This window comes from Corynebacterium sp. (assembly GCF_030152825.1).
Taxonomy (GTDB): Bacteria; Actinomycetota; Actinomycetes; order Mycobacteriales; family Mycobacteriaceae; genus Corynebacterium.
This window is the reverse complement of the sequence record NZ_JASLIP010000006.1, coordinates 37,046-63,465: the sequence shown is the minus strand read 5'-3', so window position 1 is coordinate 63,465 and position 26,420 is coordinate 37,046. Positions and strand designations below refer to the sequence as shown.

Annotated in this window: 24 protein-coding genes; 8 read left to right on the top strand and 16 right to left on the bottom strand. The window is 66.9% G+C overall.

From position 1 onward, the window contains the following. The first annotated feature begins 16 nt into the window (after positions 1 to 16). From Q1V78_RS00730 to Q1V78_RS00715, 4 genes are all read left to right on the top strand, one after another. On the top strand, positions 17 to 391 hold the full coding sequence (locus tag Q1V78_RS00730) for a hypothetical protein (RefSeq protein ID WP_300610536.1): 375 nt from the start codon (positions 17 to 19) through the stop codon (positions 389 to 391). Further along, positions 391 to 1,509, top strand: a complete 1,119-nt coding sequence (locus tag Q1V78_RS00725) for a C40 family peptidase (protein ID WP_300610534.1) — start codon at positions 391 to 393, stop codon at positions 1,507 to 1,509. Before Q1V78_RS00730 ends, Q1V78_RS00725 begins: the two co-directional genes overlap by 1 nt. A 164-nt stretch (positions 1,510 to 1,673) precedes the next feature. Next, on the top strand, positions 1,674 to 1,814 hold the full coding sequence (locus Q1V78_RS00720) for a hypothetical protein (RefSeq protein WP_168167014.1): 141 nt from the start codon (positions 1,674 to 1,676) through the stop codon (positions 1,812 to 1,814). An 11-nt stretch (positions 1,815 to 1,825) separates the two neighbouring features. Further along, positions 1,826 to 3,103 carry a hypothetical protein gene (locus Q1V78_RS00715; protein ID WP_300610506.1) on the top strand — a complete coding sequence of 426 codons (1,278 nt, stop codon included), beginning with the start codon at positions 1,826 to 1,828 and terminating at the stop codon, positions 3,101 to 3,103. 153 nt (positions 3,104 to 3,256) lie between these two features. Here the strand turns inward: Q1V78_RS00715 and Q1V78_RS00710 are convergent, their stop codons facing one another. The 9 genes from Q1V78_RS00710 to Q1V78_RS00670 all read right to left on the bottom strand — a co-directional run bounded on the left by Q1V78_RS00710 (position 3,257) and on the right by Q1V78_RS00670 (position 13,407). Beyond that, the gene (locus Q1V78_RS00710) at positions 3,257 to 4,000 is read right to left on the bottom strand and encodes an ATP-binding cassette domain-containing protein (protein WP_300610691.1); all 744 of its coding nucleotides are present in this window, start codon (positions 3,998 to 4,000) and stop codon (positions 3,257 to 3,259) included. A 158-nt stretch (positions 4,001 to 4,158) separates the two neighbouring features. Then, positions 4,159 to 5,076: an ABC transporter permease gene (locus Q1V78_RS00705; protein ID WP_300610689.1), complete on the bottom strand. Its 918-nt coding sequence runs from the start codon at positions 5,074 to 5,076 to the stop codon at positions 4,159 to 4,161. 231 nt (positions 5,077 to 5,307) lie between these two features. Then, a complete protein-coding gene (locus Q1V78_RS00700; protein WP_300610687.1) occupies positions 5,308 to 6,282 on the bottom strand; it encodes a substrate-binding domain-containing protein in 975 nt (324 codons plus the stop codon). A 201-nt stretch (positions 6,283 to 6,483) separates the two neighbouring features. Further along, positions 6,484 to 7,824, bottom strand: coding sequence for an adenosine deaminase (locus Q1V78_RS00695; protein WP_300610503.1), 1,341 nt, complete (start codon positions 7,822 to 7,824; stop codon positions 6,484 to 6,486). 90 nt (positions 7,825 to 7,914) lie between these two features. After that, positions 7,915 to 9,000 (bottom strand): YhjD/YihY/BrkB family envelope integrity protein, encoded by a 1,086-nt coding sequence (locus Q1V78_RS00690; protein ID WP_300610500.1) that lies wholly within the window; start codon positions 8,998 to 9,000, stop codon positions 7,915 to 7,917. Positions 9,001 to 9,146: 146 nt separating this feature from the next. Further along, on the bottom strand, positions 9,147 to 10,199 hold the full coding sequence (trpS, locus tag Q1V78_RS00685) for a tryptophan--tRNA ligase (RefSeq protein ID WP_300610497.1): 1,053 nt from the start codon (positions 10,197 to 10,199) through the stop codon (positions 9,147 to 9,149). 11 nt (positions 10,200 to 10,210) lie between these two features. Beyond that, positions 10,211 to 11,092: a trimeric intracellular cation channel family protein gene (locus tag Q1V78_RS00680; RefSeq protein ID WP_300610494.1), complete on the bottom strand. Its 882-nt coding sequence runs from the start codon at positions 11,090 to 11,092 to the stop codon at positions 10,211 to 10,213. Positions 11,093 to 11,109: 17 nt separating this feature from the next. Continuing rightward, positions 11,110 to 12,144: an exodeoxyribonuclease III gene (locus tag Q1V78_RS00675; protein WP_300610491.1), complete on the bottom strand. Its 1,035-nt coding sequence runs from the start codon at positions 12,142 to 12,144 to the stop codon at positions 11,110 to 11,112. Positions 12,145 to 12,198: 54 nt separating this feature from the next. Next, positions 12,199 to 13,407, bottom strand: coding sequence for an MFS transporter (locus Q1V78_RS00670; RefSeq protein ID WP_300610685.1), 1,209 nt, complete (start codon positions 13,405 to 13,407; stop codon positions 12,199 to 12,201). Positions 13,408 to 13,638: 231 nt separating this feature from the next. Here Q1V78_RS00670 and Q1V78_RS00665 point away from each other — a divergent pair, with 231 nt between their 5' ends. Continuing rightward, positions 13,639 to 15,876, top strand: a complete 2,238-nt coding sequence (locus Q1V78_RS00665) for an NADP-dependent isocitrate dehydrogenase (protein WP_300610488.1) — start codon at positions 13,639 to 13,641, stop codon at positions 15,874 to 15,876. Between the two features lie 151 nt (positions 15,877 to 16,027). On the opposite strand, the gene Q1V78_RS00660 is transcribed toward Q1V78_RS00665, so the two are convergent. Beyond that, entirely contained in the window at positions 16,028 to 16,708 is a 681-nt protein-coding gene (locus tag Q1V78_RS00660) for an MOSC domain-containing protein (RefSeq protein ID WP_300610485.1), read from the bottom strand. Between the two features lie 426 nt (positions 16,709 to 17,134). On the opposite strand from Q1V78_RS00660, the gene Q1V78_RS00655 reads away from it, so the two are divergent. Both Q1V78_RS00655 and Q1V78_RS00650 read left to right on the top strand, forming a co-directional pair. Beyond that, on the top strand, positions 17,135 to 18,460 hold the full coding sequence (locus Q1V78_RS00655) for an O-acetylhomoserine/O-acetylserine sulfhydrylase (protein WP_300610482.1): 1,326 nt from the start codon (positions 17,135 to 17,137) through the stop codon (positions 18,458 to 18,460). Positions 18,461 to 18,475: 15 nt separating this feature from the next. Continuing rightward, positions 18,476 to 19,642: a homoserine O-acetyltransferase gene (locus Q1V78_RS00650; RefSeq protein ID WP_300610479.1), complete on the top strand. Its 1,167-nt coding sequence runs from the start codon at positions 18,476 to 18,478 to the stop codon at positions 19,640 to 19,642. A gap of 125 nt (positions 19,643 to 19,767) precedes the next feature. Here Q1V78_RS00650 and Q1V78_RS00645 read toward each other — a convergent pair whose 3' ends face one another. From Q1V78_RS00645 to Q1V78_RS00635, 3 genes are all read right to left on the bottom strand, one after another. After that, a complete protein-coding gene (locus tag Q1V78_RS00645; RefSeq protein WP_300610477.1) occupies positions 19,768 to 20,139 on the bottom strand; it encodes a DUF3017 domain-containing protein in 372 nt (123 codons plus the stop codon). Positions 20,140 to 20,167: 28 nt separating this feature from the next. Beyond that, positions 20,168 to 21,031, bottom strand: coding sequence for a bifunctional methylenetetrahydrofolate dehydrogenase/methenyltetrahydrofolate cyclohydrolase (locus Q1V78_RS00640; RefSeq protein WP_300610475.1), 864 nt, complete (start codon positions 21,029 to 21,031; stop codon positions 20,168 to 20,170). A 99-nt stretch (positions 21,032 to 21,130) separates the two neighbouring features. Next, on the bottom strand, positions 21,131 to 21,718 hold the full coding sequence (locus Q1V78_RS00635) for a tRNA (cytidine(34)-2'-O)-methyltransferase (protein WP_300610472.1): 588 nt from the start codon (positions 21,716 to 21,718) through the stop codon (positions 21,131 to 21,133). A 119-nt stretch (positions 21,719 to 21,837) separates the two neighbouring features. On the opposite strand from Q1V78_RS00635, the gene Q1V78_RS00630 reads away from it, so the two are divergent. Next, positions 21,838 to 23,178 carry a trans-acting enoyl reductase family protein gene (locus tag Q1V78_RS00630; RefSeq protein ID WP_300610469.1) on the top strand — a complete coding sequence of 447 codons (1,341 nt, stop codon included), beginning with the start codon at positions 21,838 to 21,840 and terminating at the stop codon, positions 23,176 to 23,178. 82 nt (positions 23,179 to 23,260) lie between these two features. Here the strand turns inward: Q1V78_RS00630 and Q1V78_RS00625 are convergent, their stop codons facing one another. From Q1V78_RS00625 to Q1V78_RS00615, 3 genes are read right to left on the bottom strand one after another with little or no spacing between them, the layout of a single operon-like run. Then, on the bottom strand, positions 23,261 to 23,944 hold the full coding sequence (locus Q1V78_RS00625; RefSeq protein WP_300610467.1) for a hypothetical protein: 684 nt from the start codon (positions 23,942 to 23,944) through the stop codon (positions 23,261 to 23,263). After that, positions 23,937 to 24,722, bottom strand: a complete 786-nt coding sequence (locus Q1V78_RS00620; protein WP_300610466.1) for an energy-coupling factor transporter transmembrane protein EcfT — start codon at positions 24,720 to 24,722, stop codon at positions 23,937 to 23,939. Before Q1V78_RS00620 ends, Q1V78_RS00625 begins: the two co-directional genes overlap by 8 nt. Next, the gene (locus Q1V78_RS00615; RefSeq protein WP_300610463.1) at positions 24,719 to 26,413 is read right to left on the bottom strand and encodes an ABC transporter ATP-binding protein; all 1,695 of its coding nucleotides are present in this window, start codon (positions 26,411 to 26,413) and stop codon (positions 24,719 to 24,721) included. The genes Q1V78_RS00620 and Q1V78_RS00615 overlap by 4 nt, the downstream gene beginning before the upstream one ends. Positions 26,414 to 26,420: the final 7 nt, after the last annotated feature.

Genomic DNA, 26,420 nt, shown 5'->3' with positions numbered 1-26,420 from the left:
AGATTCAGGGGGAATTATGGTGCCTTTGACGAACGGTACTGAGTCACCAGGTACTGAGCGACCTGGTGCTGGGGGACACATTGGCGGCCAGGTGGTCGCCGAACAGGAGCGGATTCAATCAGCAGCACACAAGGCGCGGTCGGTGGCGGAGCAGCTGTCGGCAGTGGCTCCGCCCCGCACACCGCACGTGGAGCTGCCCTTGCTACCGGCGCTGGGCCAGTTCCTCGCCGCGCTGCAGCAGGCTCGGGCTCGACACCACGAGGCCACCGGGGAGTTGGCGAGGTTCTACCAGGGCGCTGCCGGCGCGCTGGATGAGTTCCGGGGGCGCGTCGACGAGCATGAGCAGGCCACCCAGGCTGGCTTTGAAGCGCTTGCGGGAGGTGTTCGGTGATGAGTGCACCTGTATTGGCACCAGCTGGCGGGGCCGTTGTCGAGGACGTGCTCAGCACCGTTCTTGGGGAGATGGCTGGCTCCGCGTTTGGGGAGGTGGCTGGCACCCTGCTCGGCGGGGGCGGCTGCGTTCCGGATTTTCTGGGGCTGGTGGAACCCATCGCGGCCCTGATCCCGCAGCCGCTGCAGCCGGGGGTTTCTGCGCTGTTGGGCTCCGGGGTCAGTGGGCTTGCCGGGGAGGTCATCCGGACGGTCGGCTCGGCCGTGCTCGGCGAGGCCGGTGGGGCGATGGCCGCCAAGTTCGCGCAAGGTTCGGAGGCGGTGGAACTCATCGAGGAGGTCCGCCGGGGGCTGGACGCGGTCGCCGGGCGAGGGCAGCAGGCCGTCCAGGCGGCGATCGAGGATATCGGGGCGATCGCGATGGAAGCCCTGGCGGAGACCGGCAGCACGGTGAATCCGCTGCAACTGCTCGGCCCGACCGCGCCGGTGGCGCTGGCGGAGGCGCAGGCGATTGCTTGCAAGCACCTGGGACGGGCGGAGGCCCGCGTGCAGGCGCTGGGCCAGGAGTTGCTGGGGCTGGCGGAGGAGGCGACGGCCACCGTCGTTCCTGCCGAGGCGATCCCGGCAGCACCCGCGCCATCCGAGGGAGCTAGCGGGGAGCCTCCCGCTCCGGTGAACCCGGGTGGGGCCACGGGATCCGGGTCGGCTCACGGCGGGGTGCCTGCGGGTTCCGGTGATGCTGCGGATCCCGACGCTGTGGCGGGTGCCCCGACCGAGGCGGCGGCCAAGGCCGTGGCCGCGGCGAAGACGCAGTTGGGCACCCCGTACGTGTGGGGTGGCACCACACCGGGCCAGGGCTTCGACTGCTCCGGCTTTGTCCAGTGGGCCTACGGACAAGCTGGGGTGGAGCTGCCCCGCCTGGCCGACCAGCAGGCCGTGGGGCCGCAGATCCCGATGGACCAGGTGCAGCCCGGGGATCTGGCGGTGTGGGATGGTCACGTGGCGATGGTCATCGAGGACGGCCAGCTGATCGAGGCCGGCGACCCGGTGGGTATCAGCCCGATCCGTACGGAGAACATCGGCATGGGTTTCCACGGTTTCTACCGCCCCACCGGCTAGCCGGGGTTAGTCTGTGGGCACTGCAAAAAATTCACTGAGCTAGTTCGCGCTGGACCCGTTCACGCGGGGGCAGCTCAGGCTGGGCCGGTTTACGCAGGACCGGTTCAACAAAAGGGGGATTTCACAACATGGGTGGGGCTCATTCTTCCCGGAACACTCCGGGCTTGGCGCGGATCGTCACGCAGCCGGAAGAACAGGAATATCTTCAGGCGCAGTTCCTGGGTGCACCCCCGGCGGTGGTGCCGAAGGTGCTCGACGCCCGGCTTCGCAATGTCGAGGCTATGAGTTCCGATCCCGCCGGGTAGAATCCGCAATCATGGCAGCTTCCAAACCGACAACGTTTAAACCAAACCAGCTCGTGACGCTGAAGATGGAGACCACCAGCGGCACCTGGTACACCGTCTGGGCCCCGCTGTGGGTCGTCAGGGGCGAAAAGTGGCAGGCATTCCTGGGTAAGGACGACACGATCTCCGTGTTCTCCTCCCCCGCCGAGCTCCACGCCCACGTTGTCGGCAGCAATGATCACGTGCTCGCCGAACACCCGAAGTGGAAGGAATTCAAGGCGGACGCCGACGCCCAGATGTCGGCGCAGAAGATCCAGGAGATCTCCCTGATCGAGGCTCCGAACCAGCTGGCCGGGCGGGCGAGCTACGAGAACGTCAGGGACGTCAGCCGCGCGTACCGCCTGCTGCAGTCCATCGGCGGTGTCGCTGGCATCGAGTCCATCAACAAGTGGTTCGGCTCCTACTCCATGCTGCAGAACATCTACCGCGGCGCGGACCACTACTCCGGCCAGAACGGCGTCGAAGAATGGACCGCAATGGGCCGCATCGTGCTCGGCGCGTGGGCGGAAATGCTCGACGACCTCGAGGACGGCCTCACCGAGGTCGAGGTGGACGAGACGTCCGTCGCGGAGTCCCAGAAGCGCATCGACGCAGTAGAGAAGGCCGCGGCCGATGCCAGCGCCGCCGCGAAGAAGCGCGAGGACGCCGCTGCGGAGAAGGACGCAGCCGGTAACGCCGCAGACGAGGACACCGACCCGTACGACAAGACGGTGTGGGCGCAGGCCGGTATCGACCCGATCCGCATCTCCCTGAACGGACAGCGGGTGTATACCCTGCGCTGCTACGTGGGCGGCAAGCCGGTGTTCCTGGGTCGCCACGGCCAAATCAATACCTTCCCCAACCCGCGCTCCCTGGTGCGCTGGCTCATCGACGCCCCGCAGCACGACCTCGAGGAGATGGAGACCTGGAGCGACATCGTCCAGGCCGCGAATGCCGGCGAGCTGGAGGTCACGGTCCACGACATGAACCAGTACACCTTCACCGGGCTGCGCGAGGACATCGCCAAGTCCGTGGACGCGGTGGATCCGAAGCAGCTAAGCCGGGCGTACGAGCTGCTGGCCGACGCCGCCGACTGGGCGGGCGACGACGCAGTGAACAAGGTTCTGGTCGGCTTCCCGCGCCTGCAGACCTACATCGCCTACGTCACGGGCTCCCCGTCGGGAACCACCCCGACCGCCCCCTTCGACGAGGAGGTGCGCGGCTGGAAGCAGCTGGAGGAGGACCTCACCAAGCGCTTCAGCAAGTTCTAGCTTGAGCCGCTAGCTGCCTGAACAAGCTCAAGGGCGCCTGGCGAAAGAATGATCTTTCGCCAGGCGCCCTTTGATATTCATCTAGGTTCGTAGCCCCGGCACTGAGCTGACCCCAGCCCCCTGCTCTGGGTCCCCCCGCAGCCAGGCGCCCGCCTAGCTGCGCAGCTCGTGGCTCAGCGCGTCCAGCTCCCCACCGCCGGACATCTCCACCGTGAGCTCCTCCAGAGTCACGTCCGCCAGGTCGGCGTTCATCACCTGCTCGCCCATGTTCAGCATCATGAAGCGATCCCCCACCAGGTAGGCGTGGTGCGGATTGTGAGTAATGAAGATAACCGCCACCCCGGACTCCCGGGCCTTCTTCACGAAGCGCAGCACCATGCCGGACTGCTTCACACCCAGTGCTGCGGTGGGCTCGTCCAGGATCAGCACGCGCGCGCCGAAGTAGATCGCCCGGGCGATCGCCACGACCTGCCGCTGGCCACCGGACAGCGTGCTGATCGGCACCTCCACGTCCGGCAGGTTCACGCCCATCTTTTCCAGCTGCTCGGCGGTGATCTCGCGCATCTCGTCGGCCTTCAGCCGCCCCAGCGCACCGGTGAGCTCCTGGCCCAGGAAGAAGTTCCGCCACACGGACATCTGCCCCACCACCGCGAGGTCCTGATACACGGTGGCAATCCCCCGGTCGAGGGCGTCCTTCGGGTTGCGCAGCCGCGCTGGCTCCCCGTCGATCAGCATCTCGCCGCCGGTGGGCTGGTGCAGCCCGGAGAGCGCCTTAATAAGCGTGGATTTACCGGCGCCGTTATCGCCCAGCACGCAGGTCACGGTGCTGGGGCGGATCTCCATGTCGATCCCCTTGAGCACCAGCCGCTCGCCGTAGGCCTTCTCCAGACCGCGCATCTCGATGATCGGCAGGGTGGCGCCGCCCTCGGCACCGGCGGCGTCCTTATCAGCGGCGCCGTCCGCGACAACGCCCTTATCAACGACGTCGACGTCGCCTGTCGCACCCTTCCCGGTCGACGTCACCGTCGCCGCGTCCTTCCGCTTGTTTCCGCGAGTCACTTGGCACCTCCCTGCACCCGAGAGAAGGAATTATTGGTCAACACGGCCAGCAGCAGCATCGCGCCCAGGAAGAACTTGAACCAGTCCGGGTTCCAACCGGCGTAGACGATGCCCTGGTTGGTCATGCCGAAGATCAGCGCACCGATGGCCGTGCCGATCGCGGTGCCGCGGCCGCCCGTCAGCGAGCAGCCACCAATCACGGCAGCGATGATGTACAGGAACTCGTTACCCACGCCCTGCCCGGCCTGGATCGAGTCGAAGGCGAATAGGTTGTGCATCCCCACGAACCACGCCGAGAAGGCCACGAACATGAACAGGGTGATCTTCACGCGCCGCACGGGAACACCCACGGCGCGTGCGGCGTCGGCGTCCCCACCTACGGCGAAAATCCAGTTACCGAAGCGGGTCTTGAACAGCAACCAGCTGGCCAGCGCCACGAACAGCAGCCACCAGATCACGGTGATCTGCACGTCCACGCCGAAGACCTCGAAGCTGGAGGCGAAGAACGCCTTGGCGGAGTTATAGCCCTCCATGTCGGAGATCGTCGGGGTGGCGACCTGCCCGGTGACCAGCTTGGTCACGGCGAGGTTGATGCCCTGCAGCATGAGGAACATCGCCAGGGTGATGAGGAAGGAGTGGATGCCGGTCTTCGTGACCAGGTAGCCGTTGATCGCGCCGATGGACAGCGAGATGATCAGGGAGAGGAACACGCCCGTCCACGAGTTCAACCACAGGTTGTAGTTCAGCATCGTGGCGGCGAGCGCGGCGGTGGTCACGGCCACGCCGGAGGAGAGGTCGAATTCGTCGCCGATCATCAGCAGCCCCACGCCAAGCGCGATGATACCCAGCGTGGAGCTGGAGTACAGCACCGTGGCGAAGGCATCCGCGCTGCGGAAGGCCGGGGCGAGGATCATGAACAGCGCGAAGATGAGGATCGCGCCGACCAGGGAGGTCAGCTCGGGGCGCTTGAAGGCCGCGAGGATCGCGCTCTCGCCGTCTTTGCCTGCGTTCGTGTCCGCGGCGCCGTCGGCTGCGGTCTCCGCGGTGGTCTCCTTTTTAGGGGACGACGTCAGGTTCGGCGCCGCCTCGTCGATCTTCTTCGCTGCTGCCGGGCCGGTGGCCTGCTCGGGCTTCGGGTCAGTCATTTAGCGCAGGCCCTCCTTCGCGGCGTCCTCGATCTTGTCCACGTTGCTGGCGTCCACGAAGGCCGGGCCGGTGAACACGGGCTGGCCGCCGCCCGGGATCGCGCCGTTGCGCTTGGCGAGCCAGAGGGCGTCGACTGCGAGGTAGCCCTGCAGGTAGGGCTGCTGGTCTACGGCCCACTGCACCTTGCCGTCCTTGATGGCGGTGACGAGCTCGGCGTCGGTGTCGAAGGTGGCGATCTTGGCATCAGAGCCAGCGGCGCGGGCGGAGTTGACGGAGGCCAGGGCGACCGGGGCGACGAGGTTGAGCACCCAGTCGATGTTGCGGTCCTGGGCGAGCTTCGCCTGAACCGTGGAGGTCACGCTGGTCATATCCATGCCGTTAACGTAGAGGGTCTCCAGCGTGCCGCCGCCCTTGGACTGGAGGGCCTTCTTGGCACCACCGCAGCGGGCCTCCTGGGAGGGATTGCCCTGCTCGTGGATCACGCAGAGCACCTTCTTCGCGCCGTCCTTGGCCAGCCGCTCGCCCGCGGCCTCACCGGCGACGTGCTCGTCCTGGCCGAAGAAGGCGGACACCCCGTAGCGCTCGTAGTGGCCCATGCCGGAGTTCAGGCCGACGGTGGGGATCCCCTGCTCGGTGGCGCGGCGGGCGATGGGGCCCAGCGCCTCGGCGGTCGGCATGGTCAGCGCGATGCCGTCGACCTGGGAGTCGATGGCGTTGCGCACGAGGTTGGCCTGGTCGGGCGCCTGCGGGGAGCTGGCGTAGCGCAGCTCGATGTTGTTCTTCTTCGCGGCGTCTTCCGCGCCGCGGCGGACCAGGTCCCAGAAGGTATCGCCGGGGGCGCCGTGACTGATCATCGCGACGGTGTAGCGGGGCGTGTCGACGCCGCCGGCCGCACCGCCCTCGCCGTTCGCGTTCTCGCGCGGGCGGCCACCGGTGGCGGAGCATGCCGCGACCGCGCCCATCGAGAGCGCCATGAGCAGCGCGAGGGCGCGCTTGAACGCGGTGTTGATTCGGGGATTATTTTTCTGCACGTTTCCCGATTTTTCGCAGGTCAGAGGCCTAAGTCAAACCGGAAGCCGGCCTTCTGAATCCTTCAAGACGCGCTGTACTGCAGCGATACCGCGCTGCTGCGACCCGCCCCGCGCGAGTCGGGCGGAGGCGGCGGGGCGTCGTGGTTACTCCTTCTCCGCGGAGCCCTCGTCCGCGGAGTCCTCGTCGCTACCGGGCTCGTCGTCGAGGCTCAGGCCGAGCTGCTCCAGCTCCGCCTTGAGGTTCTCCATGGACAGCTCCAGGTTGGCATCCTCCCCGAGTGCCCCGGCTGCATCGTGCGGGTTGTGCAGGCCCTGCAGGCCCGCGGAGATGCTCTGCCCCGGCCCGCCAATGTGCTCATGACCGGCACCCGCACCAGCCACGGTGCTCAGGCCGAGCTCCTCCCCCAGCTTCGCAAAAGCCGGGTAGATCACGGTCTGCTCCAGCTCGGCGCGCAGCGGGGCATCGCAGAAGGCATGGTCCAACGCGTTGGTGGTCAGCTCCAGCATCTGCCAGTACTCCAGGTCGAAGACCTCCGCGAGGCGCTCGAACTCCTGGGTCATCGTCGTGCCGGAGACCAGGCGGTTATCGGTGTGCACGGTGCACACGAAGCCCAGCTCGTAGAGCAGGTTGAAGGGGTGGTCGGCGATCTCGTCAGCAACACCGGTCTGGGTGTTGGAGGTTGGGCAGATCTCCAGCGGGATGCCCCGGTCTCGCACGTGGCGGGCCACCGGGCCCAGCTCGATGCCGGAAAGGGTGGCGTTCAAGTCCTCGTAGATGCGCACGCCGTGGCCCAGGCGCAGGGTGCCCTGGACCAGGGCGTCCTTGATGGACTCCACGCCCGCGGCCTCGCCAGCGTGGATGGTGAAGGGAACGAGGTTCTCGCGAAGCAGCTGGAAGGCCTCGGCATGGTTGGCGGCCGGGAAGCCAGCCTCCGCGCCTGCGATGTCGAAGCCGACCACGTAGCCCTCGCCTGGGCTGGAGATCGGGTAGTTATCCACGGTCAGCTGGGCGATCTCGGTGGCGCGGTCGGCGTGCCGCATGGCGCACAGGATCAGGCGGGCGTGAATGCGCTTACCCTTCGCAGCGGCGGCGCGCTCGCCCTCCTTCGCTCCCTGCACGGTGGCCTCCACGACCTCCTGCAGGCTCAGCCCGTTGGCTTGGTGCTGCTCAGGGGCGTAGCGCAGCTCGGCGTAGACCACGTTGTCTGCAGCCAGGTCCTCGACGGCCTCACGGGTCACCCGGACCAGCGCCTCCTTCGTCTGCATAACGGCGGTGGTGTGGCCGAAGGTGGTCAGGTACGTCGGCAGGTCGCCCGAGTTCGCAGCGTCGTAGAACCACTTCTCCAGCTCCGCCGGGTCCGTGGTGGGCAGCTCGTAGCCGATCTCGGCGGCCAGTTCCACGATCGTGGCGGGCCGGAGGCCGCCGTCCAGGTGGTCGTGGAGCTCGACCTTGGGCAGGGATGCAATGACGTCCGAATCAATCATGGGGCACAGCTTACTCGGCAGCTGTGCCCCATGGTGGCGGGCGGGGAGGGTCATCAACCCCGCCGTCGAAGCCCGGCGAAAACCGGCGGATTACTTGAAGATCGAGCGGATGGCCCCACCCAGGACCACACCCGCGGCGGCCCCGAGGCCGACCAGCCCGGCGCGGCCGGCGTCCGTGGAGCCGGTGCGCACCTCCTGGCGAACGCGGATGACCGCGGCCGGCGGCACCGGCGGAGTCATCATAGCCAGGGATTCCGGCGTGGTGGCTGCCCACGCGGAGCAGTACAGGGTGATGCGCCAGATGAAGTAGAACAGCACCATCACACCGATGATCGGACCGAAGGCAGCGCCCGCCGGGTTGCTCAGCGCGTTGGAGAAGAACATCGTGGCGAACTGCTTGAAAATCTCGAACACGACCGCGCCGATGATGGCCGCCTTGAAGGCGGACTTGCGCGGCACCTTGGCGCGCGGCAGGTAGACCATCAGCCAGAAGAAGACCAGCAGGTTGGCCAGCAGCGCGACCAACAGCGCGACGAGGAAGGTGATGAAGCGGATGCCCGGGACCTCGTCCAGCCCGACCAGGCCGAGCAGCTTCTCGGTCAGCCCCGAGTTACCGATGGTGGTCACGGCGAAGGCCACCACCAGGGCCAGGATCAGGCCCAGCAGACCCAGCAGGTCGGAGAGCTTGCCCTTGACGAAGTTCTCCGGGCTGTTATCGACCTTCCACATCTCGGAGGCGCCAATGCGCAGGTGGTTCATCCAGCTCAGGCCAGACCACAGGGCCAGCAGAAGACCGATGGAGAACACGGACTTACGCTGATCGATCGCGCCCTCGACGATGATGCCCAGGGTGTCGCCCATCTCGCCGCTGCCCATGGATGTCACCTGGTCCATGACCTTGTCCAGCAGATCCTGGTTATTGGCCAGGATGATCGCGACCGTGGCCAGCACGAGCATGGTCAGCGGGAAGATGGACAGCACGGAGAAGTATGTAATGCCCGCGGCGAACTGGTTACCGCCCTGCTCGCCGTAGCGCTCGTTCATCCGCATGATGTGGTCGAACCACGGCCACTTGTCGCGGAGCTTAACCAGTGCCCCTTCGTCGTCTTTGCGGCTGCGTTCCACGCCGTAGGCGTCGAGCTTGTCATAGTCGGGCGTCGTTGATGTTTTCGCCATCAGCGCGTCCATCCTTCCTTAGGCAGGCTTTCGGGGCTTCGGGTTCTTGATCCGGGGTCGGATCATTCTGTGGCTCGCGCCGGACGGCTGGTGGCCGGCCTGGGCACGCACCTCATTATGTCTTTTAGGGGTCGCGGTGTGCCGGTTTAGGGCTTTGGCAGGAAGCCGACGCGGTCGTAGACCTGCTCCACCGTCTTCGCAGCGATCTCGCGGGCGCGCTCCGCGCCCTTGGCCAGGACGCGCTCCAGCTCCGCGCGGTCGTCCATGTACTCGTTGTACTTCTCGCGCAGCGGGGAGCAGAAGGCCTCGAGTACCTCAGCGGTGTCCTTCTTCAGGTCGCCGTAGCCAGAGCCGGCCTCCTGGTACTGGGCGACGAGCTCGTCAATGCTCTTGTCACCGAGGGCGGACTGGATGACCAGGAGGTTGGACACACCCGGCTTGTTCTCGACGTCGTAGCGGATCTCGTTGTCGTTATCCGTCACCGCGCTGCGGATGCGCTTGGCAGAAACCTTCGGGTCGTCCAGCAGGTTCACCAGGCCACGTGGGTTGTCGGTGGACTTGCTCATCTTCGCGGTCGGGTTCTGCAGGTCGTAAATCTTCGCCGCACCCTGCGGAATCATGCCCTCCGGCACCACGAAGGTCTTCTTGTAGCGGGAGTTGAAACGCTCCGCGAGGTTGCGAGTCAGCTCCAGGTGCTGGCGCTGGTCCTCCCCCACCGGCACGAGGTGCGGGCGGTAGAGCAGGATGTCCGCGGCCATGAGCATCGGGTAGGCGTAGAGTCCGGAGGTGGTGTTCTCGTTGCCCTGCTTGCTGGACTTGTCCTTGAACTGGGTCATACGGCGGGCCTCGCCGTCGCCGGTGATGCACATCAGCACCCACGCAAGCTGGCTGTGCTCCGGGACGTGCGACTGCACGAACAGGGTGGAGCGCTCCGGGTCGATGCCGAGCGCGAGCAGCTGCGCGGCACCGGCGAGGGTGCGGTTGCGCAGGTCCTTCGGGCTATATCCCGGCACGGTGATGGCGTGCTGGTCCGGGATGAAGTAGAAGGCGTCGTAATCATCCTGCAGGGTAATAAACTGCTTGACCGCGCCGAGGTAATTGCCCAGGTGGTAGGAGTCGCTGGTGGGCTGGAGGCCGGAGACGACGCGATGCTTCTTCGCGCCGCTATCGCTGTGCTGTGGGTTTTCGCTGCTTGTCATGTCTTCTAATGCTACTCACCGGGTTTCGGCTGCGTGTCCCCGTCCCCCTGTCCGTGGCAATCGCAGCCGCATCCCTTATCGACGTCGCCCTCGGTCGCGGCCTGTCCCCCGGTGCGTGGGTCCTCTCCCGTGGCGCTCGCCCCCGGGTCTTCGCCGCGGTGGCGGTGCCGCAGCCCAGCGATGCCTTCAGTGATGCGCAGCTGGCGGGGGCCTGCGGGACGCAGCTCCCGGGCCTTGTTCAGCAGTCGGTTGGACAGGCTGTGCTCCCGGTCGCGGGTGAACTCGCGCTCCTGGTACTCGAAAACGGGTAGTGACCAGTGGAAGAAGATGGCGCACAGCCGCAGGCCGAAGGTGAACGCGAGGACGATGATCGCGTTGAGGTTGTCGTACACCCCGGCGGCGTTGAGCGCCAGGTAGAGGATAGACCCGGAGACCGCGACGGAGGCGTAGAGGTCGCCCTGGAAAACCAGGGGGACGCGGTTACTCATGATGTCGCGGAGCACGCCGCCGAACACGCCGGTGAGCACCGCTGCGACGATCGCGATGAGTGCCCCATGGCTTGCCCCCAGGGCGATCTGGGTGCCGAGCACCGTGAACACGGAGAGCCCCACGGCATCGAGGATGAGGAAGACCCAGTGGAAGTAGGTCATCATCACGGGGATGGCCACGGTGATGAACGCGGCGACGAGCACGAAGACCAGGTACATCGGGTTTTCTACCCACACCAGCGGGTAGTTCCCCAACAGCACGTCGCGGACGGAGCCGCCGCCGATGGCGGTCACGCAGGCGATGATGGCCACGCCGAAGAGGTCCATGCGCTCGCGGCCGGCGGCCAGGGCTCCGGTCGCGCCTTCGGCGGTGATGCCGATGACGAAGAGGACGATCAGGAACATGCCGTCTCCCGGTGGGCTTAGCGGAACTCGAGGATCACGGGGCTGTGGTCGGACCAGCGCTGGTCGTAGGTGGTCGCCTTGTCGACCCGGGCCTGGGCAGCGTGTTCCAGCAGCCCGCCGGTGACGGCGTGCAGGTCGATGCGCCAGCCCGCGTTCGTGTCGAAGGCCTTGCCGCGGTAGCTCCACCAGGAGTACGGGCCGTCCTCCTCGGGGTGGAGGTGGCGCACGGCGTCGTGCCAGCCCGGCTGGGTGGCGGCACCCGCGGCGAGGCGCGCCTGGGCGAGCTCGCCGGGCTGGTAGTCCACGGCGCCGAAGAAGTCCTCGGCTGCCCCGGCGGGGTTACCGACCCGACCGGAGTCCTCGGCATCGCCCACCTGGGTTGCACCGTCCGGGTAGGTGCCGAGCACGTGGTCGAGGAAGGCACGCTCGGCGGGCAGGAAGCCGGACTTGTTGCGGTTGGGCTTCCAGTTCTTCAGGTCCGCGCGACGGTGGCAGATGTTCCAGTCACCGCCGATGAGCATCTGCTGGCCGCCGGCCTCGGCAGCGGCGGCGCGCTGATGCATGAAGGGCGCGAAGGCGTCCAGGAAGCGGAACTTCTCGTCCTGCTTCTCGGTGCCGCTGGCGCCACTGGGCAGGTAGAGGGAGGCCACGGTGATCGGCTGGGTTGTGCCCCCAACCTCGGCGTTTACGGTGGCCTCAATGTAGCGGCCGGAATCATCGAATTCGCGGGCGGCGTCCTCGGCGCCCGGGTGCTCCGGGTTGGCCTGGTGGCCGAAGCCGATCTGCACGTCCCGCAGCGGCAGGCGCGAGAGGATCGCCACCCCGGCCCGGCCCTTGGCTGCGGCGGGGGCCTGGGCGAGGTGCCAGCCGTCCTCCAGGGCGGGAGCAATGGCCTTGGCGGTCTGCGCCTCGTCGGCGCGGACCTCCTGCATCAGCACCACATCCGCCGGGTGGCTGGCCAACCACGGGAGGATGCCCTGGTTGTTCTCGTGGCGCACCTTCGCGGCGGCCCTGATTCCATTGACGTTAACCGTAGCGACTGTAAAACCCATGCCCACCAATATAGGCCGTGGCCCGGACACACCAGCAGCAGCGTAGCGGACGGACTAGTCGGCGGCGAGCTGGCGACGTCGTAGCAGAAAGGCCAGCAGCCAGACCACCGCACCGGTGGCAGCCAGCGCCGAGCCCGCAAGTGCTGGGGCGGCGTAGCCGAAGCCAGCGCCAACAACCGCGCCACCGATCGCTGCACCAGCAGCGTTGGCCATGTTCAGCGCGGAATGGTTGAGGGCCGCGGCGAGGTTCTGAGCGTCCCGGGTGACGTCCATCAGGCGGGTCTGCAGGCTTGGGACCAGGCAGGATCCCAGGAACCCGATGAGACCGAAGTTGGCGATGCCTGTGATGGCATTGGTGGAAGTGAAATAGAACGCGGCAAGCACCACGATGAGGCAGATGAGGCTGCCGGCAATGGTATATTCCAGGTTCCGGTCGGCCAGCACTCCGCCGAACCACGTGCCGAGGACCATGCCGATTCCGTAGGCCATCAACGGGATCCACATGAGGGTCTCATTGAACCCGGCGCGCTCGGTCAGCGTCCAGGAAATATAGGTATAGACCGCAAACATGCCACCGAAGCCGACCGTGCCGATCGCCAGGGTGAGCAGCACCTGCGGGTTGATCAGGGCGCCGAGCTCGGTGATCGGGTTGCTTTTTGGCATGAGAGTCATGTGCGGCAGAGAAATATACAGCGCCACGAAGGTCACCAGGCCGATCACGGCGACCAGCAGGAAAGCGAAGTTCCAGCCGAAGTGGTTGCCCAGCCACTGTGCTGCGGGCACACCCGCGACGGTGGCTACGGAGAGGCCCAGCCCGGAGAAGGCCACCGCCTTGCCGCGCTGCCCCGGCGGGGCCATCGAGGCGGCGATGAGCGCGGTGACGGAGAAGTAGGCGCCGTGCGGCAGGCCGGCGATGAAGCGGCTGAGCAGCAGCATGTTATAACTGCTGGCCAGTACAGTCAGACCGTTACCGATCGTGAAGGCGATCATGAGCACCAGCGCCAGTCGGCGGCGTGGCACAGTACTGGTCAGCGTGGTGATCAGCGGTGCGCCCACCACCACGCCGAGGGCGTAGGCGGAGATGACGTGCCCGGCGGTGGACTCCGAAATCTGGAAGTCCTCGGCGATAAGGTTCAGTAGCCCCATCGCCACGAACTCGGTGGTGCCGATGCCGAAGCCACCGAGCGCGATGGCCAGCATGGTGATGATCCTCCTACGGCTGCCCATCGTGGTTTGTGTCGGGACGGGGCGCCGGTTCGGCATGGTTCTCACGGGGCACGCTTTCTGAAAATCGTTCGGCTGGGCTGGATGAATACGAAGTAACGAAAAAGAATCAATATTTTTAATAACTTTTTCGCCTTTCGCAAGCGAAGTTGCGACAGTACCCGTATGATTCATGATTTCCCTACTTCACGTAAGCTGGGTGGCACGATAAAAATCGAGTGACTTTAACGGTTCACCGAGAACGAAGTGAAAGCAGGGAGATACCGCCTTATGGCCAAGATCATTTACACCCGTACCGACGAGGCCCCACTTCTGGCCACGTATTCGCTGAAGCCGATCGTGGAAGCTTTTGCATCGACTTGTGGCGTGGACGTGGAAACGTGTGACATCTCGCTGGCAGGTCGTATTCTGGCCACTTTCAACGATAAGCTCCCGAAGGAGCAGCAGGTCAACGACGCCCTCAAGGAGCTCGGCGAGCTGACCCAGTCCCCTGAGGCCAATATCCTCAAGCTGCCGAACATCTCCGCATCCGTTCCGCAGATGCGCGCAGCCATCAGCGAGCTGCAGAAGGCTGGCTACGACCTGCCGGACTTCCCTCTCGAGGTCAACACCGAGGAGGAGAAGGACGCCTACGCCCGCTACAGCTCCGTGATGGGCTCCGCCGTGAACCCGGTGCTGCGTGAGGGCAACTCCGACCGCCGTGCGCCGAAGGCCGTGAAGAACTACGTGCGCACCCACCCGCACACCATGGGTGAGTGGAAGTCCGAGTCCAAGACCAATGTCGCGACCATGGAAGCCAACGACTTCCGCCACAACGAGCAGTCCGTCATCATGCCGGCTGAGGATGACCTGCGCATCCAGCTGGTGAAGGCCAACGGCGAGACCACCGTGCTTCGCGACTCCCTGCCGGTCCAGAAGAATGAGATCGTGGACTCCACCGTTCTGCGCGCTGCGGCACTCGACGAGTTCCTGCGTGCCCAGGTCGCCCGCGCAAAGGCTGAGGGCGTGCTCTTCTCCGTCCACCTAAAGGCCACGATGATGAAGGTCTCCGACCCGGTCATCTTCGGCCACGCCGTGCGCGCTTACTTCTCCGACGTCTACGAGCAGTACGGCGAGCAGCTGCTGGGTGCTGGCCTCGACGGTGAGGACGGCCTGGCTGCCATCCTCGACGGCCTGTCCGAGCTGGACAACGGCGAGGAGATCCGCGCTGCATTCGACAAGGGCCTGGAGGACGGCCCGGATCTGGCGATGGTCAACTCCCACCGCGGCATCACCAACCTGCACGTCCCGTCCGACGTCATCGTCGACGCCTCCATGCCGGCCATGATCCGTGACTCCGGCAAGATGTGGAACAAGGACGACGCCCGTCAGGACACCCTGGCCGTGCTGCCGGACTCCTCCTACGCAGGCGTCTACCAGGTCGTCATCGACGACTGCCGCAAGAACGGCGCATTCGACCCGACCACGATGGGTACCGTCCCGAACGTCGGCCTGATGGCGCAGAAGGCTGAGGAGTATGGCTCCCACGACAAGACCTTCAAGATCGAGGCGGACGGCAAGGTCCAGGTCCTCAACAAGGCCGGCGACGTACTCATGGAGCACGAGGTCTCCGAGGGCGACCTGTGGCGCGCCTGCCAGGCCAAGGACATCCCGGTTCAGGACTGGGTGAAGCTGGCCGTCGAGCGTGCCCGCAAGACCGGCGACCCGGCCGTCTTCTGGCTAGACCCCGAGCGCGCCCACGACCGCAACATGGCAACCCAGGTCGAGAAGTACCTGAAGGACCACGACACCGAGGGCCTGGATATTCGCATCCTCTCCCCGGTCGAGGCCTGCCAGCTCTCCGTGGACCGCATCCGCGAGGGCAAGAACACCATCTCCGTCACCGGTAACGTTCTGCGTGACTACCTGACCGACCTATTCCCGATCCTGGAGCTGGGCACCTCCGCGAAGATGCTCTCCATCGTTCCGCTGATCGCAGGCGGCGGCCTCTTCGAGACCGGTGCTGGCGGTTCCGCGCCGAAGCACGTCGAGCAGCTGACCGAGGAGAACCACCTGCGTTGGGACTCCCTGGGCGAGTTTCTGGCACTGGCTGAGTCCCTGCGCAAGCTGGCGGACACCGACAACAACCCGCGCACCCCGGTGCTGGGCGACGCGCTGGACGTTGCTACCGAGCGGATCCTGGAAGAGGGCAAGTCCCCGCAGCGCGAGGTCAAGACCCTCGACAACCGCGGCTCCCACTTCTACCTGGCGATGTTCTGGGCACGCGCCCTGGCCGATCAGAAGGACGACGCCGACCTGGCTGAGCTCTTCGCCCCGGTCGCCGAGGCACTGGAGGGCGCCGAGGACGAGGTCGTCAAGGAGCTCAACGACATCCAGGGCAAGTCCGTGGAGCTGGGTGGCCACTACCACCTGGACGAAGAGAAGGCGAACGCTGTGATGCGTCCGGTCGCTGCATTCAACAAGATCATCGACGATCTCGCTGCAGCGGATAACTCCCTGGAGGGCTAGTACCCCCTCCCCCGCTGGGCCTGCATCAGGCTCCGCCCCCAGAGGGCAGCGGAGGGATATAGCCGACTGGGCCTAGCGCGCTAGAGATAGCGCTGCTAGGCTCAGTTTTTCTTTTCTACCGGCCGGGACACCGGGCCCCGGCCTGGCGGTCTCAGTTCAGCAGGCGGCCCAGCTGCTCGTGGTGGTGGCCTGGAAGCACACCGGCGTCGAAAACCTTGCGGGCGGCTTCCTTATTGCCCAGCTTGGCAGCGAAGGCCTCCCCCATCGTCACGCCGTGCTCCGGCACCGGCCCGAAGCGAATCTCGTCCAGCGGGCGGATGCGACCCGCAGTGATCACGCGGAAGTAGGCGCCACAGTCGCCGTGCTGCGCGAAGCGCTTGACCCAGCCCTTCTCCTCCAGCCAGGCGGCGAAGGTCGCGCATGGGGTGCGCGGGACGCTGACCTCCAGCACCGCGGAGCCGATGCCCACCCGCTGGCCAATGTAGACCTCGGACCACTTCACGCCAGCAGAGGTGATGTTTTCGCCGAAGCTGCCATAAACGAGCTCGCGGCCGAGCTGATCCTGCCAGTAGTCCAGCTCCTCGCGTGCGAACGCGTAGACTGCCTTGTCTGCGCCGCCGTGGTGCTTGCTATCGCCGATGGTGTCCCCCACCACGCCGCTGCCGTCGCCATAGTTCGGCCCCGGCGCGAAGACGTCGATGTGCGATGTCGGCAGCTTCTCGATGCCAGTGACCTCGTACGTGCCGGCGGCGTTGGGCTGTGGGCGAGCCACGCCCACCTGCAGCACGCTCGGCTGAGGATCGAGCAGGAATGCAGCATCTTCGTTCACCATGGTGCGGGTCCTTTCCGGTGCCTTTCGGGCCCTGTCGTGGCTTATACGCTGGCGCTTTTGCACGTCAGCGCTCTTAACCACCCAGCCTAACGACTCCTTGGACTTCCTGACGGGCGCAGCGAATATTTCTCGCCACAAAACCTCTACCCCGCCCCAAGCGCAGCCGCCAAAAGCGCCACAAAACAAGGCTCATAGCGGCACTCATAACCGCTCAAAACACCGCCAAAACAGACCAAGCGGTATAAATTTTTATAATGCCGTTACCAGCACATACAGCACACAAAGCGCCCAACAATAGACAGAGCGGTTTACTTTTTCTCGCGGCTTCTATAAACTGACTCACCACACAGCGATCGAGACGCACAAGCCACCGAGATCGCCACGATTCACAACACCATCACCACCTCCAACGAGACGGGGAGATTCATGAGCACGAAGTACGACAATTCGAACGTCGCTAACTGGGGCTTTGCTACCCAGCAGATCCACGCCGGACAGACCGTGGACCCGACCGGTTCCCGTAACCTGCCGATCCACATGACCACCAGCTACGTCTTCGACAGCGCCGAGCACGCCAAGCAACGCTTCGCGCTCGAGGATCCAGGCCCGATCTACTCCCGCCTGACGAACCCGACCGTTGAGGTTCTCGAGAACCGCATCAACACCCTCGAGGGCGGCGTTCACGCCGTCGCTTTCGCTTCCGGCATGGCTGCCATCACCGCCGCGCTGATCAACGTCGCGAACTCCGGTGACCACATCGTCGCCTCCCCGCGCCTCTACGGCGGCACCGAGACCCTGCTGCTGGTTACCCTGCCGCGATTGGGCATCACCACCACCTTCGTCGAGAACCCGGATGACCCGCAGTCCTGGCAGGATGCTGTTCAGGACAACACGGTCGCCTTCTTCGGCGAGACCTTCGCCAACCCGCAGGCAGACGTCCTGGACATCCCGGAAATCAGCAAGGTCGCCCACGAGAACAAGGTCCCGCTGATCATCGACAACACGCTGGCCACCGCAGCACTGGTCAAGCCGCTGGAGCTCGGCGCCGACGTCTCCGTCTCCTCCCTGACGAAGTTCTACACCGGCAACGGCTCCGCCATCGGCGGCATCCTCGTCGACGGCGGCAAGTTCGACTGGACCCAGGAGCGCAACGGCAAGCCGGTCTTCCCGGGCTTCGTCACCCCGGACCCGGCCTACCACGGCCTGAAGTACGCCGACCTCGGCGAGCCGGCCTTCGGCCTGAAGGCTCGTGCGGGTCTGCTGCGCGACACCGGCGCCACCCTCTCCGCGTTCAACGCCTGGCTGGCCGTCCAGGGCCTCGACACCCTGAACCTGCGCGTCAAGCAGCACAACGAGAATGCCAAGCAGGTCGCCGAGTTCCTGGACAAGCACCCGAAGGTCGCCAGCGTCGCCTACGCCGGTCTGGAGTCCAGCCCGTGGAACAAGGTCAAGGAGAAGCTGGGCCTGGAGTACACTGGCTCCGTTCTCGCCTTCGACCTGGCCACCGGCGACGCCGACCCGCGCGAGGCTGCCTGGAAGTTCATCGACTCCCTGAAGCTGCACTCCGACCTCGCTAACGTCGGTGACGTACGCTCCCTGGTCGTCCACCCGGCGACCACCACGCACTCGCAGTCCACCGAGGAGAACCTGCGCAACGCGGGCATCTCCCAGGCAACGGTTCGCCTGTCCGTCGGTATCGAGGACGTCCGCGACATCATCGCCGACCTCGAGCAGGGCTTCGAGCAGATTTAACTCACGAGGTTTTCTATGCGCTCCGACTTGCTGCCCGCCTCCGGTTCCTACACCGATATTCCCATCGGTGAGGTGCTCACCGAGGCGGGCGCAAGCATTCCCGAAACCTCACTGCGGCTGTATGCCTTCTACGACGCAGCCGAGCAGGCGGCGGTACCCACGCCGCCGGAGGAGCGCCCCATCGTACTGATCGAGCACGCCCTCACCGGCGACGGCAACGCCACCGACTGGTGGGCTGACATGGTCGGCGTGGGCAAGGCGATCGACACCTCTAAGTACCTGGTGCTCTGCGCCAACGCGCTGGGCGGGTGCGCGGGCTCCACCGGCCCCGGTTCCCTGCACCCGGAGGGTGGGTTCTGGGGCTCCCGATTCCCGGGGCTATCGATCCGCGACCTCGTGCAGGCCGAAAAGCAGCTGCTCGACGTGCTGGAGATCCCACGGGTCCACGTGGTGGTCGGCGCCTCCATGGGTGGGGCGCGCAGCCTCGAGTGGTCGCTGCTCTACCCGGAGATGATGGACGCTGTGCTTCTCATCGCCGTCTCCGCCCGCGCCTCCGCCTGGCAGATTGGTATCCAGTCCGCGCAGATCCGCGTGATCGAGGCCGACCCGCTGTGGCACGGCGGGGACTACTACGAGGCCGGCATGGGTCCGGTCTGGGGCCTGGGCGAGGCGCGCCGCATCGCGCACCTGACCTACCGCGGCGAGCTGGAGGTCGACGAGCGCTTCGGCGCTGAGCCGCAGCGGGGAGAGAACCCGCTGGGTAAGTTCCGCTCCCCCAATCAGCGCTTCTCGGTCGAGGGCTACCTGGACCGGCAGGCGATGAAGCTGCGCAACCGCTTCGACGCCGGCTCCTACGTCACCCTGACCGATGCCCTGAACCGCCACGACGTCGGCCGGGATCGCGGCGGCATGAACGCCGCCCTGGGTAACTCCACGGTCCCCACGATGGTCTGCGGCATCGACACAGATATCCTCTACCCCTATCACCAGCAGGAGCACCTCTCCCGCAACCTGGGAGCCTTCCTGGGGCTGTCCCAGATCACCTCTCCCACCGGCCACGATGGCTTCCTCATCGAGGCGCGCCAGATGGGCAATGTGCTTGAGAAATTCCTCACGGCCGCCGAGGAGCTGGCCGAGAATCCGGAGCGGCGCGCGGAGATCCTGCAGCACCACAACCGCTAGGACCCGCTACGGGTGGCCACCGAACAACCGCCCCCCAACCCCCACGCCCAGCGTCACGGGATACCCAGCGTCGCGGCATACCCAGCTTCGCGCGACCCCCGCGCAGGGACTCGGTCCGGATGCCCCTAGCTGCCCAGCGTGTCCACGCTGATCGCCAGGTACATCATCAACAGCCCCACGCCTCCGGCGAAGAGGCAATCAAATTTGCGGCTGCGGACCGCGAAAATCCCCAGCACGTCGGAATCCACGACCCACCGGATCGCGGCCAAGAACACCAGGCTGGCCCCCATCGCCGTGGTGCCGCGGCGCCAACGATCCGCCGCGATGAAGAACACCCCCACCGCCAGAAGCAGCAAAAACACCCCGATGAGCGCCCGCTGCGTGATCACCGGCAGCGGCGAGGCGGGCACGTCCCGGTCGTGCGGGTTGGCCAGCAGCTCGCGGCGGTAGGTGCCGATCTGCGCGGCCTCCGCCCGCTCCTCCGGGGTGTCCGGCATCGTGCCCAGCTCCTCTAGCTCTAATCCCCTAGTTCTCGCCCTGCTCGGCGAGCAGCTCGGCGCGCTCCACGACATTGTGGACCAGGAAGGCACGGGTCAGCGGACCAACGCCACCCGGGTTCGGCGAGATCGCGCCCGCGACCTCCCAGACGTCCGGGTGCACGTCGCCGGCGAGCTTGCCGTCCAGGCGGGACACGCCGACGTCGAGGATCGCCGCGCCCGGCTTGACCATGTCCTTGGTCAGCATGTGCGGCTTACCTGCAGCGGCGACGATGATGTCGGCGTTGATGGTCTCCGCCTTCAGGTCCTGCGTGCCCGTGTGGCAGAGGGTGACGGTGGCGTTCTCGCTGCGGCGGGTCAGCATCAGGCCGATCGGGCGGCCAACGGTCACGCCACGGCCGATGACGACGACCTTCGCGCCGTCCAGCTCGACGTCGTAACGGCGCAGCAGGCTAATCGCACCATTCGGGGTGCACGGCAGCGGCGCGGGCTCGTTGAGCACCAGCTTGCCGAGGTTCACCGGGTGCAGGCCGTCGGCGTCCTTGGCCGGGTCGATGCGCTCCAGCACCGCGTTTTCGTCGAGGTGCTTCGGCAGTGGCAGCTGCACGATGTAGCCGGTGCACTCCGGGTCCGCGTTGAGCTCGTCGATGACGGCGTTGAGCTCCTCCTGGCTCACGTCCGCCGGCAGGTCCTTGCGGATGGACTTCACGCCGATCTGCTCGCAGTCCTTGTGCTTCATCCGCACGTAGGAGTGGCTCGCCGGGTCGTCACCGACCAGGACCGTTGCCAGGCCCGGGGTGATCCCCTTGGCCCGCAGAGCGTCGACTCGTTGCTTCAGGTCCGCGAAGATCTCGTCGCGGTACTTCTTTCCATCCAGGGTAATCGCAGCCATGCCCGCCATTATTCCACAGGCCTACCGCTGCCCAACCGGCGTGCGCCCCGATTCCCCCACTTCAGGGCGGGAGGCAGCGCACTTATTGTCTATCGCTTATTACTGCCCACCCGGGAACCCCAGCTGCCGCCAGGCCTCGTAGGCCGCCACCGCCGCCGCGTTCGAGAGGTTCATGCTGCGCCGGGCCGGCAGCATCGGGATCCGCAGCTGCGCGGTGATCCGGGGATCGGCCAGGGTGTCCTCGTCCAGGCCGGTGGGTTCGGGACCAAAGAGGAGGACGTCGCCGCGGCGGAACTCCACGTCCGTAAACCAAGTTTCCGCGTGCGTCGTGAAGGCGAAGACCCTCGCCCGGGGTTGGGCGCCACCCGCCGCCTGCTTCCGCCTCAACCCAGTCAAGTGCGCGGCCACGGCCTCGAAATCCTCGTGGAGCTGCACATCCGCCAAGTCGTGATAGTCCAGCCCGGCGCGGCGGACGTGCTTCTCCTCGAAGTTGAAACCCAGCGGGCCCGCCAGGTGCAACGCCGCCCCGGTGCCCGCGCACATGCGGATCGCGTTGCCCGTATTCGGCGGGATCTGCGGCTGATCGAACAGGATATGGAAGGGCGGCTCGGCGGCCGGCCGGGGTGACGTCGTTAAGGAAGAAGAGCGACCTGCGGCGGAAGCGGGAGTGGAAGGCTGCGAAGACACGCCACTCACCTTAACCGCGCCCGCGGGGACTCACGGCACCGGAACACGGTAAGAATGGAGGGGAAGAACCCGACGATCGGGCACGAAGCCCATCAGACGATGAAAGAGGTCGATCAGGCATGGCTGATGCACCGAAGGACGCAACACCGCAAGGTAAGAAGACCGCGAATGGCGGAAAGCAGCGCCCGGTGGACATCACCCTGTTCGGCGCGACCGGATTCGTCGGCAAGATCCTCGCAGCCTGGCTGGCAGAACACGCGCCGAAGGATGTCACCATCGCGCTGGCCGGCCGCAACCGCGAGAAGCTCGTCTTCCTCAAGCAGCAGCTGCTGACCATCCACCAGGGAGTGATGGACTGGCAGATCGTGGAGGCCGATGCCTTCGACGAGGACGCCATGACCGAGCTGGCGAAGAACACCCGCGTGGTGATCTCCACGGTGGGACCGTTCGTTCGTTACGGCGAGGACCTCGTGCGCGCCTGCGCGGAGGCCGGCACCCATTACGTGGACTCCACCGGCGAGGTGCTGTTCATGCGCAAGATGATCGACAAGTACGACGACGTGGCGAAGGCCAACGGGGCGCGAATCATCCACGCCTGTGGCTTCGACTCCGTGCCCTCGGATATCGGCATGCTGCTGATCAACGAGGCCGCAGCCAAGGATGGCAAGAAGCTGGCCGAGGTGACGAACCTGGTCAGCATGCGCGGGGCCATGTCCGGCGGCACCGTGGAATCCGCACGCGAGCAGTTCCAGGCTGCACAGCGCGACCCGGAGCAGGGGCGCGTGCTGGCTGACCCGTACTCCCTGAGCCCGGCGCGCGAGGCGGAGCCTGAGCTGGGTGAGCAGCCGGATTATGGCGTGCTACAGACCGAGACCGTCGGCGCCCCGGAGGGTTGGGCAGGTCCTTTCCTCATGGCCTCGGTGAACACCCGCGTGGTGCGCCGCTCCAATGCGCTGAGCGGCTTCAAGTACGGCAAGTCTCTGCGCTACCGAGAGTTCCAGACCACCGGGCCGGGGCTGAAGGGCCGCGTTCAGGCCTATGCACTCGGCGGGGTGCAGCAGACGATGCTGACCGCGATGAAGGCGCCGAAGCTGCGGGACTTCATCTCCCAGTGGGCACCCGAGCCGGGCGAGGGTCCGACGAGCAAGGCACAGGAGAATGGCTATTTCCGCTGCGTGTTCCACGGATTCGTGAAGCCGAACCCGGCGCCGAACGTAGAGCCGGATTACATCGCCACCCTGTACTCCCAGGGAGATCCGGGCTACCGCTCGACCTGCCGGATGCTGGGCACCGCGGCGCTCACTCTGCTCAAGGACGAGGCGGATCTGCCGGGTGATGAAGGCGGCGTGCTGACCCCAGCGACGGGCCTGGGCATGGTGTACGTGCGCCGCCTCCGCGAGTCCGGGATGCGACTGGACGTGGCACGGGGCGGGCTCTACCGCACCTCCACGCCGCAGTAGCTGCGGAGTGCAGCGGTCGGGCGGGGTCGTGCAGTCCCGCCGTGTCGACGGGGCCGGTGTGAACGAGTCCGGTGCCGGTGGTTTAGCTTTCTATCCGGGCGGGGCCGTTGGCGACGACGAGGTCCGGGGCGGGACGCCGAGCGATGTGGGCGCGCTCTTGGGCGGCCCACATCGCCCACCAGGGGGCGTAGTAGGGGTCTCGGCCAAGCGCACGCTGCTTGCGCAGCTGCGTGGGGGCGTCCATGACGAGCGTGAGGTGCGGGACGCCGCGGCGGCGCAGCACGGCCAGGGACTCAGGACTTAGGGCACCGACGCCCTCGACGATTAGTGGGCGGCCGGGGTCCAGGGGCTGCCACTGCGCGGGGGCGTTCTTCACCCAGTCCCAGCGGCGAAAGCCCGGGCAATTGGGCTGCAGCACCTCGGCGGCGAGCATGCGGGCCGCGGCGAAGAGCCCACCCCAGCCGGGGTAGAAATCCTCCAGGTGCACCAGTTGGGGTGCGGTGCCGGGGGTTGGGGACGTGCTCGGTGATGCGCCGGTCTGTTGGCTGGAGGCACCGAGTGTGGCCATGAGGTGTGCCGCAAAGTGGGTCTTGCCAGAGCCGCTGCGACCGTCGATGAGGATCACCCACTGCGGGTCGCGGCCCGCGCGGGGGCCGGTCTGCTGGGCTGGCCCTGCCGGTGCCGCTCGGTGGCTCTGCTGCCCGGCTATCCAGGCGGCTAGCTCGCTGATGGCGGCCGCCGGGGAGAGCTGCGGAGCGCTAGCCATTCTGCACTCCCAGCAGCACGAAGTGGCCGGTCCACACCGCGATGCCCAGGGAGAGCAGGCTCAGTGCCAGCGAGCCTGCCACCACGGCCCAGTCCCAGCCGCTGAAGCGGGCCTGCCGGGCCCAGGTGCGTTCGATGGGCTGCCCCTCGGCGTTATGCGTGGCACCGAAGCCACGGGCCTCCATCGCGGTGGCCAGCTTGGAACCGCGGCGCAGCGCCAACACCAGCAAGCTGAAAGACTGCTGCACCGCACGCTTCAGCTTGCCCTCGTCCCCCAGACCGCGGGCACGGCGGGCGCGCTCCACGGCTGTCCAGTCCTCCCGGAACAGGCTGACGAGGCGAACGCCCGCCACCGCGCCGATGACGAAGCGGGTGGGCAGCTTCCACAGCTGGGCAAGGCCGTCGCCCAGGCGGGTGGGGTCCATGTCCGCGGTGAGCACCACGGCTGGCACGCCCACCGCCAGCACGCGGATCATCACCGCGATGGCCAGCTGCACCGAGTTCTCGGTGATGTGGATGAAGCCCCATTCCAGGTAGCTCTGCCCGCTGGCCCGACCGTAGAAGAGCATGCTCACACCCGTCAGCGGGGCTAAGAGCAGCAGCGGCCAGGCCCGGCGGAACAGCCGGGCGGGCCCGACGCCGCACAAGGGTGCGACGACGAGCAGGGTCAGCGCGAAAGACACGCTGGCACTGACAATATCGATGCTGATCAGCAGCGGGGTGGTCAGCAACGCGAGCGCGAGCAGCCGGGTCGATGGGTCGATGCGTTCCAGGATCATGCCCGCACCTCCAGGCCGGGGCCGTGGGGCAGGTGCCAGTGGTGCTGGCCCAGGGCGGCGAAGTAGTCCGCGTCGTGGGTGATGGACAGCAGGCCCATGCCGCTATCCGCCAGCTTCTGCAGCAACCCCACCAGGGCGGTGAACGTGTTGAGGTCCTGGCCGAAGGTGGGCTCGTCCAGGATCAGCAGGCGCGGCTCGGTGGCCAGCACCGCGGCCACGGAGAGCCGGCGCTTCTCCCCGCCCGAGAGGGTGAAGGGATTGGCCGCCGCGAGGTGGGGCAGTCCGAGGGTGCCCAGCAGCTCATCGGCGCGCCGCTCGGCTGCGGCGGCGTCCATCCCGGCGGCCTTGGGGCCGAGCAGCAGCTCGTCGCGGACGGTGCGGGCGGCGAGCTGGTGTTCCGGGCTTTGGAAGACATATCCGATGCGGCGGACCAGGTCCTTCGAGCGCCAGCTGCGGGGATCCGGGGTTTCCCGACGCCTGGGCTTGGCGGGCTGGAGCCCGCTGGCGTCCAGCTCCCCGCCCGCCGCGGGGACGAGGCCCGCGAGGGTGAGGGCCAGGGTGGATTTTCCGGTGCCGTTGCCGCCGGTCAGGCAGGTCGACCCCGGCTCCAGGGCAGCGGTGATGCCCGTGCGGATGGCGTGGTCGCCCCAGCCGATGGTGAGGTCGCAGGTGCGCAGCAGCGGCGCACCGCTCAGGTGGGAGCCCGCGGGCGCGGGCGCAGCGTCGATTAGCGTTTCAGCGTCGGTCGGGTGACCAACGGTGCCTCGGTTGCCAGCATGGTTCTGATGATCGGCGCGGCCCTGGCTGCCAGTTGAACCAGGCGCGGCGTTCATCGCGCCCAGCTCGGGCGGCGGGGTGCCCATGCGGCGCAGTGCGGGCGAAACTCCCGGCACCCAGATGCCAGCCGCAGCAAGCCGGTCGGCGTGCGCGTCCAGGATTTCCCCGGCCGGGCCGTCGGCGAGCACTCCCCCGGCCTGCCGACCACCGCTAACCTGCTCCCCCACGCCGCTGGGGTTGGTCTCCCCGAGCACGAGGATGCGGTCGACGTGCCCGGCCCAGGTGGCCGCGCGGTGCTCGACCACGATCAGCGTGGCGCCGGTCTCCTCGCAGGCGCGGATGACGGCGTCGCGCACCTCGGCCACACCCTCCGGGTCGAGGTTGGCGGTGGGCTCGTCCAGCACGATCACCCGAGGTCGCATGGCCAGCACCCCAGCCAGCGCGAGCCGTTGCTTCTGCCCACCGGAGAGCCGGTGGGTGGAGCGGTCGAGGTCCAGCTCCCCCAGCCCGACGGTGCGCAGGGAATCCGCGGCGCGCTGCCACATCTCCTCCCGGGGGATGCCGAGGTTCTCACAACCGAAGACGGCATCGTCGCCCACCCGGGCGGCGATGACCTGCGAATCCGGGTCCTGCAGCACCATGCCGACCAGCCCGCGCGCCTGGGCGGGATCCTTGCCGCCCACGCGGATGGCGCCGCGCTGCTCGCCGTCCTCGGCGTCCCCCAGCACCCCGGCGATACCTGCGAGCAGGGTCGATTTGCCCGCGCCCGAGGCCCCGAGCAACAGGACGCGCTCTCCGGGTTCAAAGCGTGCGGTGATGTTCGCGATGGCCGGGTTCTTCCGGCCGGCGTGGCGCCAGCCGAAGTCGGTGATCTCCACGACCGCCCCGCCCGGCGGCCGCCCGTGGCTCGTCATGGCCCTC

Coding starts and splice junctions, on each gene's coding strand:
- Q1V78_RS00650 (WP_300610479.1), top strand. CDS start 18,476: ATGCGCTCCGACTTGCTGCCCGCCTCCGGTTCCTACACCGATATTCCC.
- Q1V78_RS00625 (WP_300610467.1), bottom strand. CDS start 23,944: ATGGCTAGCGCTCCGCAGCTCTCCCCGGCGGCCGCCATCAGCGAGCTA.
- Q1V78_RS00660 (WP_300610485.1), bottom strand. CDS start 16,708: ATGGTGAACGAAGATGCTGCATTCCTGCTCGATCCTCAGCCGAGCGTG.
- Q1V78_RS00680 (WP_300610494.1), bottom strand. CDS start 11,092: ATGTTCCTGATCGTCCTCTTCGTCATCGGCATCACCGCCGAAGGCGCG.
- Q1V78_RS00695 (WP_300610503.1), bottom strand. CDS start 7,824: ATGATTGATTCGGACGTCATTGCATCCCTGCCCAAGGTCGAGCTCCAC.
- Q1V78_RS00620 (WP_300610466.1), bottom strand. CDS start 24,722: ATGATCCTGGAACGCATCGACCCATCGACCCGGCTGCTCGCGCTCGCG.
- Q1V78_RS00705 (WP_300610689.1), bottom strand. CDS start 5,076: ATGATCCTCGCCCCGGCCTTCCGCAGCGCGGATGCCTTCGCCACGGTG.
- Q1V78_RS00655 (WP_300610482.1), top strand. CDS start 17,135: ATGAGCACGAAGTACGACAATTCGAACGTCGCTAACTGGGGCTTTGCT.
- Q1V78_RS00665 (WP_300610488.1), top strand. CDS start 13,639: ATGGCCAAGATCATTTACACCCGTACCGACGAGGCCCCACTTCTGGCC.
- Q1V78_RS00645 (WP_300610477.1), bottom strand. CDS start 20,139: ATGCCGGACACCCCGGAGGAGCGGGCGGAGGCCGCGCAGATCGGCACC.
- Q1V78_RS00675 (WP_300610491.1), bottom strand. CDS start 12,144: ATGGGTTTTACAGTCGCTACGGTTAACGTCAATGGAATCAGGGCCGCC.
- Q1V78_RS00640 (WP_300610475.1), bottom strand. CDS start 21,031: ATGGCTGCGATTACCCTGGATGGAAAGAAGTACCGCGACGAGATCTTC.
- Q1V78_RS00715 (WP_300610506.1), top strand. CDS start 1,826: ATGGCAGCTTCCAAACCGACAACGTTTAAACCAAACCAGCTCGTGACG.
- Q1V78_RS00730 (WP_300610536.1), top strand. CDS start 17: ATGGTGCCTTTGACGAACGGTACTGAGTCACCAGGTACTGAGCGACCT.
- Q1V78_RS00630 (WP_300610469.1), top strand. CDS start 21,838: ATGGCTGATGCACCGAAGGACGCAACACCGCAAGGTAAGAAGACCGCG.
- Q1V78_RS00615 (WP_300610463.1), bottom strand. CDS start 26,413: ATGACGAGCCACGGGCGGCCGCCGGGCGGGGCGGTCGTGGAGATCACC.
- Q1V78_RS00700 (WP_300610687.1), bottom strand. CDS start 6,282: ATGGCGCTCTCGATGGGCGCGGTCGCGGCATGCTCCGCCACCGGTGGC.
- Q1V78_RS00670 (WP_300610685.1), bottom strand. CDS start 13,407: ATGCCGAACCGGCGCCCCGTCCCGACACAAACCACGATGGGCAGCCGT.
- Q1V78_RS00710 (WP_300610691.1), bottom strand. CDS start 4,000: ATGCGCGGTCTGGAGAAGGCCTACGGCGAGCGGCTGGTGCTCAAGGGG.
- trpS (WP_300610497.1), bottom strand. CDS start 10,199: ATGACAAGCAGCGAAAACCCACAGCACAGCGATAGCGGCGCGAAGAAG.
- Q1V78_RS00725 (WP_300610534.1), top strand. CDS start 391: ATGAGTGCACCTGTATTGGCACCAGCTGGCGGGGCCGTTGTCGAGGAC.
- Q1V78_RS00690 (WP_300610500.1), bottom strand. CDS start 9,000: ATGGCGAAAACATCAACGACGCCCGACTATGACAAGCTCGACGCCTAC.